12 protein-coding genes and 1 other annotated feature are annotated in these 12,592 nt (G+C 34.6%); of the genes, 3 read left to right on the plus strand and 9 right to left on the minus strand.

Annotation, left to right across the window (positions count from 1 at the left end):
• Nucleotides 1-72 precede the first annotated feature (72 nt).
• Nucleotides 73-304, minus strand: a binding site (T-box leader).
• A 234-nt stretch (nucleotides 305-538) separates the two neighbouring features.
• A complete protein-coding gene (locus tag DN394_RS14265) occupies nucleotides 539-1,177 on the minus strand; it encodes a pyridoxamine 5'-phosphate oxidase family protein (RefSeq protein WP_046959169.1) in 639 nt (212 codons plus the stop codon).
• Between the two features lie 80 nt (nucleotides 1,178-1,257).
• Between DN394_RS14265 and DN394_RS14270 the strand changes: the two genes are divergently transcribed.
• The gene (locus DN394_RS14270) at nucleotides 1,258-1,866 is read left to right on the plus strand and encodes an NUDIX hydrolase (protein WP_098704894.1); all 609 of its coding nucleotides are present in this window, start codon (nucleotides 1,258-1,260) and stop codon (nucleotides 1,864-1,866) included.
• Nucleotides 1,867-2,045: 179 nt separating this feature from the next.
• Here the strand turns inward: DN394_RS14270 and DN394_RS14275 are convergent, their stop codons facing one another.
• From DN394_RS14275 to DN394_RS14290, 4 genes are all read right to left on the minus strand, one after another.
• Nucleotides 2,046-2,873, minus strand: coding sequence for a peptidoglycan-N-acetylglucosamine deacetylase (locus DN394_RS14275; protein WP_098084215.1), 828 nt, complete (start codon nucleotides 2,871-2,873; stop codon nucleotides 2,046-2,048).
• A gap of 117 nt (nucleotides 2,874-2,990) precedes the next feature.
• On the minus strand, nucleotides 2,991-3,863 hold the full coding sequence (locus DN394_RS14280) for an aminoglycoside 6-adenylyltransferase (RefSeq protein WP_098084217.1): 873 nt from the start codon (nucleotides 3,861-3,863) through the stop codon (nucleotides 2,991-2,993).
• A gap of 131 nt (nucleotides 3,864-3,994) precedes the next feature.
• Nucleotides 3,995-4,666 carry an O-methyltransferase gene (locus DN394_RS14285; protein WP_149293900.1) on the minus strand — a complete coding sequence of 224 codons (672 nt, stop codon included), beginning with the start codon at nucleotides 4,664-4,666 and terminating at the stop codon, nucleotides 3,995-3,997.
• A 149-nt stretch (nucleotides 4,667-4,815) separates the two neighbouring features.
• Nucleotides 4,816-5,535, minus strand: a complete 720-nt coding sequence (locus tag DN394_RS14290; RefSeq protein ID WP_141474933.1) for a 3-ketoacyl-ACP reductase — start codon at nucleotides 5,533-5,535, stop codon at nucleotides 4,816-4,818.
• A gap of 196 nt (nucleotides 5,536-5,731) precedes the next feature.
• On the opposite strand from DN394_RS14290, the gene DN394_RS14295 reads away from it, so the two are divergent.
• Nucleotides 5,732-6,319, plus strand: coding sequence for a DUF3139 domain-containing protein (locus DN394_RS14295; protein WP_064056572.1), 588 nt, complete (start codon nucleotides 5,732-5,734; stop codon nucleotides 6,317-6,319).
• A gap of 23 nt (nucleotides 6,320-6,342) precedes the next feature.
• Here the strand turns inward: DN394_RS14295 and hitS are convergent, their stop codons facing one another.
• From hitS to DN394_RS14310, 3 genes are all read right to left on the minus strand, one after another.
• Nucleotides 6,343-7,416 carry an envelope stress sensor histidine kinase HitS gene (hitS, locus tag DN394_RS14300; protein WP_149293901.1) on the minus strand — a complete coding sequence of 358 codons (1,074 nt, stop codon included), beginning with the start codon at nucleotides 7,414-7,416 and terminating at the stop codon, nucleotides 6,343-6,345.
• The gene (gene hitR / locus DN394_RS14305) at nucleotides 7,413-8,090 is read right to left on the minus strand and encodes a response regulator transcription factor (RefSeq protein WP_217993610.1); all 678 of its coding nucleotides are present in this window, start codon (nucleotides 8,088-8,090) and stop codon (nucleotides 7,413-7,415) included. The genes hitS and hitR overlap by 4 nt, the downstream gene beginning before the upstream one ends.
• 76 nt (nucleotides 8,091-8,166) lie before the next feature.
• Complete coding sequence (locus tag DN394_RS14310) at nucleotides 8,167-9,927, minus strand: ABC transporter ATP-binding protein (RefSeq protein WP_048566554.1); 1,761 nt, start codon at nucleotides 9,925-9,927, stop codon at nucleotides 8,167-8,169.
• Nucleotides 9,928-10,167: 240 nt separating this feature from the next.
• On the opposite strand from DN394_RS14310, the gene DN394_RS14315 reads away from it, so the two are divergent.
• Nucleotides 10,168-10,932, plus strand: a complete 765-nt coding sequence (locus DN394_RS14315) for an alpha/beta fold hydrolase (RefSeq protein WP_001194295.1) — start codon at nucleotides 10,168-10,170, stop codon at nucleotides 10,930-10,932.
• Between the two features lie 98 nt (nucleotides 10,933-11,030).
• Here DN394_RS14315 and entFM read toward each other — a convergent pair whose 3' ends face one another.
• Nucleotides 11,031-12,311: an enterotoxin EntFM gene (gene entFM / locus DN394_RS14320; RefSeq protein WP_000755541.1), complete on the minus strand. Its 1,281-nt coding sequence runs from the start codon at nucleotides 12,309-12,311 to the stop codon at nucleotides 11,031-11,033.
• Nucleotides 12,312-12,592: the final 281 nt, after the last annotated feature.

A 12,592-nucleotide genomic window follows, 5' to 3' on the forward strand; every position in this document is an offset into this window, starting at 1 on the left:
AAATCAATACTATTTTTTAATTATTTTTAATTTTCAATCTCTAATCCCATAAAAAAACACACTCATCCCTAGGAAAGGGACGAATGTGTTTTCGTGGTTCCACCCTTGTTCCAATCCAGACTTATTTCCTTCTAGATTGCTCAAGTTCAGATAACGGCTGATTCCGTCAATAATTACTAGATTACTCGTTCACTATTGAAGTTCAAAGGTGGTAAAACCATTTCTCGTGTTAGGAAGCTCACACCCTTGACTTCCCTCTCTGTAAACCGTAAAAATGATTTCATGTCCTTATCGTTACTTTTTCGTTCATGTCTATTTGTTAACTTATTATAGTTATCAACTTTTTAAAAAGCAAGCCTATTTTTACTAACTATTTTCAAGATACTATTTTATTATATTTCACAATAACATTTTACAACCACCGCTTGATTTACCTATTTTGTAATTTCCCCAGTTTGTAAATCAACGGTTTATATATAAATACTCCATTCTAAAACAAGTAGAAATCCGCCTCAAAAAATATATTAATAAAGCTTTTTTAATACAATCTTTTCGTATAACTTTCTTCTAAAGAACGTGCAACATCTTCTTCTGAACCATTCACTTTCGCATGCTCCAGCAACATTTTTGCTGCTGAAGGTAACTCTTTTTTATTTAGCCATGACTCTGAATCCCACATTTTTGAACGAATAAAAGCTTTCGCGCAATGAATATAGCATTCCTCTATTTCAACAACAATTCCAAGTAACGGATTGCGTCCATTTGCCTGCATTTCTTGCAAAATTTCTTCATCGTTTGTAATGAATGCTCGGCCGTTTATTCGGAGTGTCTCCCCAAGACCAGGAATCAAAAAGAGTAACCCTACGTGCGAATTTGAAATAATATTCAAAATGGAATCTATACGACGGTTTCCTGGTCTTTCTGGAATGATAATTTTATTATTATTTAATACGTATACAAATCCAGGTGCGTCTCCTCTCGGCGAAGCATCACACTCTCCTAATTTATTTGCAGTAGATAATACTAGAAAAGGAGATTTAGACAGAAAATCTATGCAATGATGGTCTAATGATGAAATAACTTTTTTCAAAGCTCGCTCACTTGGTCGCCCCAATATTTTTCGTAACTCTTCCTCTGTTGAAATAATCGATTTTATTTCCTTACTCTCTCTCCCCACTTATAACTACCTCTTTTCTTTATTTTCTCAAAATTCAATACAAATATTGTATAATATAATTGGCAGAAAGGGGAATTCAAATGACAGAGTGGTTAACAATATTTGATACTGAAAGAAATATACTTGGGAAGAAATTACGTGATGAAGTGCATCGCGACGGTGATTGGCACGAAACATTTCATTGTTGGTTTGTAGAAAAAGATGATGAAGATATGTTTTTATATTTTCAATTACGCTCTAAAAATAAAAAAGAAGCGCCGGGTATATGGGATATTACTTCAGCTGGACATATTATGCATGATGAAGATGTACAAATTGGCGGTCTTCGTGAAATTGAAGAAGAACTAGGACTTTTCTTTCAAACTACCGATTTAGCATACAAAGGAATCTTTAAAATAGATTATGAAATTTCAAATCTTACTGATCGTGAATTTTGTCATATGTATTTTCACAATGTCATCAATACACTTCCATTTGCACCAGGTGAAGAAGTAGACGATGTGATGAAAATACATGCAACTTCTTTTCTACAACTATTAAAAAGAGAGATTTCATCTTTTACGGCTATTTCTGTTTTAAACAATAAACCAATAACGATAACATTTGAAGATATTTATCCATATGATCTTGCATACTATGAATTTGTTATAGCAAAAGGAAAAGACTTACTAGAAAATAATAGTTTATAAATAAAATAGGACTCCCATTTTAAAGTACTTGGGAGTCCTATTCTGTATCCTGCTATTTGCGAACAATAAGAATCTCAACTCAAATTTCTGCAAATGCATGGGGTGCCCGTATAAGCCCGATTAACGAGAGCTTACACTCAGTGGATAATTGACAAAACCCGACTGAATTAAATTCTACTTTATTTTCTCTCTTTCGATGTTTGGAACATACTTGGCAGCGTTACAAAGCGTGCCCCTTTCGTTTTTAACTGCGGAATAATTTTGTCTAGCGCCTCTACAGATCCTTGCAAATGTCCACCTGGAGTCGAATGCTGAAGTATGACACTGCCAGGAAATGAATTCCCTAACACATTATTTGTAATTGTGTCCGCATCTACACCTTTCCAATCAACTGTATCAACACTCCACTGTACAATCATAAAGTTTTGCTCTGTTGCCCACTTCAATTGATTTTCAAGTATTTCACCGTATGGCGGACGAATAAATTTCGGTGCATAACCAGCTAAACGATTTAATATTTCTTCCGTTTTCATAATTTGATTACGGTACTCAGCATCATTTACTTTCGCTAAGTTTGGATGGCTGTACGTATGATTACCAATTACATGCCCTTCATTCGCAATACGTTTTACTACATTCGGATACTTTTCTGCGTTTTCACCAAGCAAGAAGAAAGTCGCCTTCACATTATGTTGTTTTAACTTATCTAAAATTTTCGGCGTAAATTCTAAATCTGGTCCATCATCAAATGTAAGAGCTACTTCCGCTTTATTGTACGGCCCTGAAAATGCGTACGCATATTTTTCGACCCACGAAAATGGTGTCCACGATCCACGCTCATATGCTTTCATTTGTACTGTATAGTTTTGAGGGATATATGCGTATGGCAATGAGCTTATATAGTCTCCATAATAAAATGAGTTATATGGCATATAGGCGTACGAAACATCTCGTTCTAGTCCCCATTCATATGGGGCAAACATTTCTGACGAATAAAAATAATACATGATAAAAACCTCCCTAAAATTTCATATGTGATTCATCTGCACTTTGTTAGAGAAATTATTATTCATGAACAAAAATAAGACTGTCCATAATTTGGACAGTCTTACTGATTTATACAATTAATAAATCGATGCACTATCTTTCGGCAAAGCTTTTACATGTTTTAAATAGCTCGTCACTCTGTCATCATCACCTTGCGGGTATTGATACCCATATGTGTTAGCAATTTCATTCGCTACTTCCCTAAATAAATTACCCATGACAAAGAATGACTCCCATATGTTTTCATATTCTGCATTAGAAAAAGTTCTTTTAAATTGCTCCCACATATCTTTTTCAATATATTGCTCGAAATGCTTCCCAAACTTCCCTGCATTACCTGTAAAGTCTGTTTTCATACCAATATGCCATTCTAGCATTACGATGAACATATCTCGTACTGGACCATCAAGCATCCCTTTCGCATAAGAAAGTTCTTCTCTCCATAGTCCTTTTGCCACATTCGTACTACACCACCAAAATTCATTACAGCAATCTAAAAACTCTTTTTCTGTAGGCTTTTTTATTAAGTAATCCTTATCGCTTGCTGGTGGAAATTCGTTAATACAATTATCTTTATCAAGAAGCAGTTTACTTAAACTATCTTGCCCAACGAATGTATGTATCAAATCAACGGGAACTAACGTTAAATCAATTCGGTTTCCATCCATAAACTGCATTAAATACGGAAATTTCCCGTCTTCATCTGCTGGAACTAATGACATTTCTTCCGGCATTTGTACAATCATTATTTCGCCAAATCTATGAATCCAATTATGATTAGACGTAAAAGATTGTATATCATTTACAACATACATAATATCATAGTCTTGAAAACAATCTTTTTTCACATGTGGATTTACACGTGACCCATTCATGATGACAGCTCGAATTCTTCCATCCTCTTTTGCTGTACTAATAATTAAGTCTAACATTTCTTTTTCAGTTCTCATCTATTCCTAACCTCCAATTTTTATATAAACTTATATTTCCAAGTATGTTGGAGGTCCACGAGCTAGCTGTGTTGTACACGATACATGTTATAATTTTTGAAATTTCTTTTTCATCTTTTTATCTCCTTTCATCATTCTTTTACGACTGCCATTACAAACCCATCGTAGCCTTTACTTCCTACAGTTTGAAGCGCAGTAGCACTTACACTTGGCTCTTCAGCTATTAATTCATAGAAGCGACGTATCCCTTGCACGCGAGGATCATTACTCGTATTGTCAATAACTTCTCCTTCACGTACTACGTTATCCCCAATAATTATAGTACCAGGGCGTGATAGCTTCAGTGCCCATTCAAAATAAGCAGGGTTATTTTGTTTATCGGCGTCTATAAAAATAAAATCAAATGGTTCATACTTCTCATTTTCGATTTGCCGTAAAGAATCTAAAGCTAATCCTGTTCGTACTTCAATTCTATCATTCAAATTGGCACGCTCAATATTGCTACGTGCAATTTCTGCATGTTTTTCGCTTGCTTCCAAAGTAACAACTCGGCCTCCAGATGGCAATCCCCTTGCAAGCCATATCGTGCTATATCCACCTAGAGTACCAATCTCTAATATATTACGAGCCCCTTGAATTTGTACTAGTAGTTGCAAAAACTTACCTTGCGTTGGCGATACATCGTGTGCTGGTAATTTAGCTGCAGCGTTTGCTTGAAGAACTTCTTCTAATGTAGAATCTTTCGGTATTAATACATCACTCACATATTGATCAACAGCCATCCATCTCTCAATCGTACTCATGTAAATACCATCCCCTTCAATTTCTTAATACTTTTCTACCATTCACTTTTGATTATACTGTAATTTCTGTCTCATATACAAAAAATAAAGAAGGGACATCCACTCCATCACAGAATAGATATCCCTTCTTTTGTTTCTAAATTTATCCCTTACGGATTAGTAGACCAAAGTCCTGCTAATTTAATAAATGTACGTTTATTTAATTTCAGCTGTGCTACGATAAACTCTGCAATATCTTCTGCTTGCATTACTTTATCTGGGTTTCCATCAGTTAATCCTAAATCTACAGCCATATCCGTTGCTACTGTACTTGGTGTTAAAGCTGTCACACGAATGTTATGTTTACGAACTTCCATCGCTAACGATTCTGTTAAGCCAAGAACACCAAATTTAGAAGCACTGTATGCACTTGTTACAGGTGCACCCTTTTGTCCTGCTGTAGATGAAATGTTAATGATATCACCAGATTGTTGTTCAATCATACTTGGTAAAGCTGCACGAGTTGCATAGTACACACCCATTAAGTTTACTTGAATGATTTTTTCCCAATCAGCAACGTCTAGTTCTAAAAACTTACCGAATTTAGAAATACCAGCGTTATTAATTAAAATATCGATAGATCCTAAACCGGTTTTTAACGTTTCAATTGCAGTCGTTACCTCTTCATATGAAGATACATCAGCAGTCGCAATAACAGCTTTTACGCCTTCTGCTTCTACTTCTTTCGCTACAGCTTTTAAGTTTTCTTCTGAACGAGCTAAAAGACCTACGTTTACGCCTTCTTTCGCTAATGCAATCGCTACAGCACGACCAATCCCTCTACCTGCTCCTGTAATTAAAGCATTTTTGCCTTGTAATAATTCTGCCAAGTATAACACTCCTTAATCGTCTCAGTTGTTTATTATTATATTAAAAGTGTAACTATATTTATGTAAAAAGGCAATGATGCACTTTCATGTGCGTAGGTTACCTGTGGGTAACTATAATATTTTTTTATAAGTCTCACATGTTTTATCATCATTCATGTAAAATAAAAATAAATCCAGCATAGGGGAGTGTATGTGTATGAAAAGAAAAAAATGGTTCTTGTCACTAACTGCAGTCGGACTATGTATCATATTTTTTGCGATGTACTTTATATTTGGTAATCCACTACATTATAAAGTAATAGAAAAAGATACTAGCAATTATCTCCATACTATAAAAAACTATAAGCAAGAAGAAATACAAAGCATAACTGGAAAATATACTCCCATTTATAATATCGGCTATTATGCAGAGGTAGTATATAAAGACGAACCCTATTTTACATACTCTTATACATACGATAATAATAATAAAATAATACAAGACAATGGCATTTTAGGAAGACATACTGAATCATTTGAGCATCTTAATTTAAATTGGTCACTGTTCGACCAATTAATAAGAGGTATTCATACAAACTTACAAGAAAGAGGTTTAAGTGAAAAAAAGGATTATTCTATACGAAGCGTTCAATTCATTGATATCGATGATGATAAAAACGGTGCAGAAGCATATGTTAACTTTAAGAAAGATAAAAAATCAGATTATTCATACCGTATGAATAACGAAGGAAAGGCTTATCAATATAGTTGCAGTAACGGGGAATGTATTTTTAAAGAGAAATAGTGTTAGAAGATATCCTCCTAACACTATTTTCCTTCATTATTCGGAATACACACAATAAATTCTGCGCCATTCCCTTCCTCACTCTCGACTTTTATTTCTCCTTGATGAAGGTCGAGTACTTTTTTTACGATGGCCAAACCTAAGCCACTTCCTCCATAAGTACGATTTCGTGAAGTGTCCGCTTTATAAAAACGTTCAAAAATATGTTGTTTCTGTTCTTCGGATATACCAATTCCCGAATCGCGAATACGTACTTCCACTACTTTCTCATGTTTTTGTAACTGGATTGTAATTGTGCCACCACTTGGCGTAAATTTAATACTATTATGAATTAAATTAATCCACACTTGACTCATACTTTCTTGGTCAGCAATAACATTTACTTTTTCTAAATCCAGTTCTAATTCAATTTCTTTTTCAGCCCAGAGCGGTTCACTATTTAATACAATTTGCTTTAACTGTTGATCTAATCGATACGCCACTCTTTCTGGTGTATACTCTTCCGCCTCTAAAAGAGTTAGTTTCAGTAAGTTTTGACTTAACTTAGATAATCTCGTCGTTTCCGTTTCAATAATAGTAAGATAATGCTTTCTTTTTTCCTCGGAAAGATTATCGTCTTGTAGCGCTCTAGCAAATCCTTTTATAGAAGTTAATGGTGACTGTATTTCATGTGAAACATTCGATACAAATTCCTGACGCATTTTCTCCATCGCATTCAGTTCATCAGTCATATCGTTTATACTTTTTACGAGCACACCAATTTCTCCATCATACTTTTCTTCATTTCGTATTTTTACGGAAAAGTCTCCTTTTGTAATTTTTTGTATCGGTTCAATAATAGTCCAGATCATTGCCTCTCGTTTTGGTCTCATTAATATCCCAATCAATGTCCAAATAAGAACAATAAATACAAAACCGACCATATCGCTAATTAGAAAGGCCACAAACGACGATACGTTTACTTCAAAAGCATTCAATATACTAGTTGCTACATAAAATGCGATAGACCAAATTATAGTGAGAAAAGAAAAGAGCGCTATTATCGCTCCCGTTACTTTCAATATCTTCAACTTGCTCATTCGTTCTCTTTTTCTCATTTACTTACCTCTAAGCGATACCCTAAACCTCTTATCGTTTTAATACTGAACTTCGACTTCTCTACTTGAAACTTCTCACGTAGCCGATTAATATGAACATCTAGTGTACGTTCATTCCCTTCAAAATCATATCCCCATACATCTTCAATTAATTGCTCTCTCGAACAAGTTCTTCCTACTTTAGAACCTAAAGTAAAGAGCAATTCGAATTCTTTTAGAGGTAACGTAACTGTTTGTTCTCCAGCTGTAACTTCAAATGTTTTACGATTTAACAGTACATTTCCAACTTGAATCGATTGCGATACTGTAATTTGGTAACGTTTCAGTAATGCCTTTACTCTCACTACTAGTTCTATCGGATCAAATGGTTTTACAAGATAATCATCTGTGCCAAGGTGAAATCCTTTTACTTTTTGAGACGTTTCCCCTTTAGCAGTTAGCATCAAAATCGGAATATCATAGTACTTCCTTAATTCAAAACATACATCAAATCCATCCATATTTGGCATCATGATATCAAGAATAACCATATCGACTTTCACTTCATCTATTTTCTTAAGTGCATCTAGTCCATCAATTGCCTCATATGTTTGAAAACCTTCTCGTTCTAAAAATACAGAAACAAGTTCTCTAATATGCGGATCGTCGTCCACTATTAAAATGTTAGGTATCAAAGGAACCATTTCCTTTCTAAATAAAACTTTTAAAAATGAATAATCAGTGGAGTACATACCCCACTGATTATTCATTTTATAATGCGCCCTCTTTAATTTTCAATTGTTGCGTTGCAAATTCACGATACATATCATGTGTCTGTAATAATTCATCATGTGTACCGCTTCCTGTAAGATTCCCTTTTTCTATAAAGATAATTTTATCTGCATCTACAACAGTAGAAAGTCTATGTGCAATAACTAACGTTGTTCTGCCTTTCATTAAGTTATTTAATGCCTTTTGAACGACAGACTCGGATTTACTATCTAGACTAGAAGTTGCTTCATCTAACATAAGAATTTGTGGATTTCGAAGTAACGCTCGAGCAATCGCAATTCGTTGTCTTTGCCCTCCAGAAAGCTTCACACCACGTTCTCCAACTTCTGTTGCGTATCCGTTTGGCAAATCATGAATAAATGCATCAACATATGCCATTGCTGCTACTTTTTCAATTTCTTCATCTGTCACTTCGCCCTCAACACCGTAACAAATATTATCACGAATCGTTCCATCAATTAACGGACTATCTTGTGAAACGTAACCAATTTGACGTCGCCATGACTGTAGTGAATAATTCTTAATTGAGTCTTTTCCTAATTTAATGGCACCGCTAGTTGGCTCGTAAAAACGTTCTAACAGTGAGAATAACGTCGTTTTCCCACTACCACTTGGTCCTACGATTGCTGTTACTTTACCTGATTCAATTGTGAAATCAATATTCTTTAAAACTTGCTCTTCTTCGTTATACTCGAAATATACATTTTCAAGAACGATTGGCTGCTTAGCATTTGTGACTTTCACACCAGTTTCATGATCTTCTACTTCATATTCTAAAATTGTATTAATTCTTTCCGTTGCACCAATTGCCTTTTGGAATTGTGTAAAGAACATAGATAATTGACTCATCGGCATTATAATTTGAACTAAATATAAAATAAACGCTACTAGTTCTCCTGTAGTTAATGCACCGCTAGAAACTCGCATTCCACCATATCCTACGATAATAACAAGCAATGCCATTAAAACAAACGACATAACTGGTGAAATTAACGCTTGCACTTTTCCCTCTTTCAAACCAAATTGCAATAGCTTTTCAATACCTTTATTTCCAGTTTCATATTCCTTTTTTTCTGTGTTCGAAGATTTCACTAAACGAATTTCTGATAACACTTGTGTTAATACACTAGTAAAAGAAGCCGTTTCATCTTGAAGTGCTTTTGAAATCTTATACATTTTTCGTCCAAGTGGAACTAAAATGAGTACTGATAACGGAATAACCGTTAAAAGTAAAAGTGTCATTTTCCAGTCTAAAACAAATAATACAATTAATGATCCAACAATTGAAATACCGCCTGTTAATAAATTTGACAAATGCTCAGAAATTAATGTTTTCACAACTCCTGTATCATTTGTCATACGGCTAATTGTATCGCCTGTTCTATTTTGATCATAATAAGTTACCGGTAAAATAAGCACCTTTTTCCACAAACGTTCTCTCAGTCCAGCTACAATCTTCTGCCCAATATAATTTAGTAAATAGATAGACAATCCTGCGGCTATAGTTTGCATAATAAAGAATGCAATTAGCCCAACAATTTGTCCTGTACTAATTGACGAAAGTGAAAAATTATCTACTAACCCTTTCGTTAACATCGGTATAAATAAACTAGCTCCCGTAGAAAGCAAACTCATTAATAAAGCAAAAGCAAGAATCCCTTTCGGAGGATTTGTATCTTGAATAAGGCGTAAAAACTGCCTCCAGCTCCCTTTTTTCTCTATCTCATTTCTAACTTCCATTTTTGTTCATCTCCTCATGTTAAACCAAACTGTTCTTTCTAAAAATAGAATACAATACAAATGTAAACTGAATGTAAACACACTTTTTCTATTTTTACAAAATATACATGCAAACGCATCTTTACAACAGATGTAAACATCTGATATTATTACCTAGTACTAAATATTATTCTATGCGAATTATAGATAACCAATTTACAATACTATATAAATCTCCCGTTATTGAAAGGAGTATCCTTTTTGCAAACAAATATACATTCCGAAAAGGAAACAATCATTTTTATTCATGGCTTAGTCGGCAATCGTCGTGCCTTCAAAAAAGAGCATAAACGATTTTCAGCCACCTATAACATTATAACTTACGACTTATTAGGTCATGGCGATGATAAAGGTGCAGATATCGAATTTTCATTACAGCGCCTCGTAGATCAATTATTGAATTTATATGAAAAAGAAGGCATTCAAAAAGCTCATATTTGCGCTCTAAGTTACGGCTGTTATATCTCTACAATTTTTGCACAAATGCATCCAGAAAAAGTATTGAGCATTTGTCACATTGGTGGACATTATAATAATCCATCCCTTTTATATAACGTATTTCAAAAGTTCTGGGAGAAGCGAGGAGACGAGTACTCTAAATGGCTCTCTCAATACGCAAATACCATTTTCCCAAGTGGCATGCTAAAAGCAAATCCGTTCGCAGTCATTTCAAGAAATATTTATTACCGTTTCGGATTGCAATTGCATTCATCAATTATTGCCCAATCATTACGGCATCGTTTAGAATTCGATTTAAAATCTAAATTGAAATCACTTCCCCACCCTATTCTATGGGTAATGGGTGAACATGATCATCTCTATAAATCTTGTCTTTTTGATTTGAAATCCATTCTTCCTAACGTTTTATATAAAGAAATACCGCTTGCAGGACATGCAGCAAACTTATTTCGCCCGAACTACTTCCATGACCTATACGCTCGATTTTTAAATGGGAAGTTACAGTAAAAACTACTACATTCCCAATTTATTCAACTATAAAAAGGCTTCCCAAGTTTCCCTGGAAAGCCTTTTCTCTATACGAAAAGTATATAAACTACTTTTTCTTAGTATGCTTTTGTGTAACCTAACATGTGCTTGCTCCAGTAAGAGTTACTTACAGAACTAATACGTACACCAGTTGCATCCGTTTCTGCACTAATGAACTGACCGTTTCCTAAGTAAACACCCATGTGAGAAGGACCTGATTTATAAGTATTTTGGAAGTATACTAAATCACCTGGTTGTGGATTGCTAGTTTTTGTTTTAGAGCTCCAGTATCCAGCAACTGTTTGACGAGCGCCTTTATGACCAGTTTGATTTAATACGTAGTGAATGAATCCACTGCAATCAAAACCAGCAGGTGTTGTACCAGCAGTTCTGTATGGTGAACCATTTAAAGATCTAGCGAATCCAGCGATTGAAGATGTATCTCCACCTGTTGTTGGTTTTTGTACGTCTTTACCTGGTTGTTGAACGTTATTTGTAACGTTATTGTTATTTGTAACGTTGTTTACTCCGCCTTTTACAAACTTAACGAAGTCTGCACTTACGTAACCTGTACGGCCGTTATGGTTAATTTTGTACCAACCATTTTCAGCGCCAGTAACGTTTAATACTTTACCTTGTGTTACGCCACCGATTACAGCGTTGTATGTAGCTGGGCCTGTACGTACTTTTAAAGCACCAGTGTTAACAACATAAGAACCACCAGTTTGAACTGTAGTAGTATTGTTGTTTGTAGTTGGTTGTTGTGTTTCGTTAGATACAGCAGAACCACCTTTTGTTACGAAGTCTTTGCTTACGTATCCAGTTCCACCATTGAAGTTGATTTTAAACCAATCTTGTACTTCACCTACAACTTGTACTGTTTTACCTTTATTTACAGAGCCTAATACTGTATGAGATGTACTTGGGCCTGTACGTACGTTAAGTGAAGAAACGTTTACTGTGTAAGTACCAGTTCCTTGTTGAACAGTAGTTCCTGTTTTACCACCAGTCGTTACGAAGTCACCACTTACATAACCAGTTTGACCGTTTACAGTTACTTTGAACCAACCGTTTTCTTGTCCAATTACTTGTAGTACTTGACCTGATTTCACTTTAGAAATCACGTTATGTCCTGTACCAGCACCTGAACGTACATTTAATACATCAGCTGTTACCGTGTATTTTAATTCAGAAGTTGTTTCTACCTTTTTTGTTTCAGTTACAGTCGTTTGAGTTTGAGTTTGTCCATTAATTTCTTTTAGCGCTTCATTTGAAACTTGTGCCTGAGCAGAATCCATACCTGGAACTGCAACACCTACTACTGAAGCTGCTGCTAAACCTGCAATTACTTTTTTCATAAGTTGTCTTTACTTCCTTTCCCTACTATCCTCTTTAAAAAACTTATAAACTTAATACTTTACAATATTATTAAAGTAAAATATTCATTAAGTTCCATTTTTTAACAAGAGTTTTATTTTTCACACAGAGTTCATTTTAAATGAATGAAGTGTATTCCGTGTGAACTTCATGTGAACTTTACCATTAAACTTATTGTTTTTGCAATGCTTTTTTCAATTCTCTTATGTATTTCATTGAAAATTCGACATTCCATTCATTATCTTAATATACATTGTCTATC

The sequence above is a fragment of the Bacillus sp. BB081 genome (assembly GCF_008368895.1).
Classification (GTDB): domain Bacteria; phylum Bacillota; class Bacilli; order Bacillales; family Bacillaceae_G; genus Bacillus_A; species Bacillus_A wiedmannii.

Coding starts and splice junctions, on each gene's coding strand:
- DN394_RS14295 (WP_064056572.1), top strand. CDS start 5,732: ATGAAAAGAAAAAAATGGTTCTTGTCACTAACTGCAGTCGGACTATGT.
- DN394_RS14310 (WP_048566554.1), bottom strand. CDS start 9,927: ATGGAAGTTAGAAATGAGATAGAGAAAAAAGGGAGCTGGAGGCAGTTT.
- DN394_RS14270 (WP_098704894.1), top strand. CDS start 1,258: ATGACAGAGTGGTTAACAATATTTGATACTGAAAGAAATATACTTGGG.
- DN394_RS14285 (WP_149293900.1), bottom strand. CDS start 4,666: ATGAGTACGATTGAGAGATGGATGGCTGTTGATCAATATGTGAGTGAT.
- DN394_RS14275 (WP_098084215.1), bottom strand. CDS start 2,873: ATGTATTATTTTTATTCGTCAGAAATGTTTGCCCCATATGAATGGGGA.
- DN394_RS14280 (WP_098084217.1), bottom strand. CDS start 3,863: ATGAGAACTGAAAAAGAAATGTTAGACTTAATTATTAGTACAGCAAAA.
- hitS (WP_149293901.1), bottom strand. CDS start 7,416: ATGAGAAAAAGAGAACGAATGAGCAAGTTGAAGATATTGAAAGTAACG.
- entFM (WP_000755541.1), bottom strand. CDS start 12,311: ATGAAAAAAGTAATTGCAGGTTTAGCAGCAGCTTCAGTAGTAGGTGTT.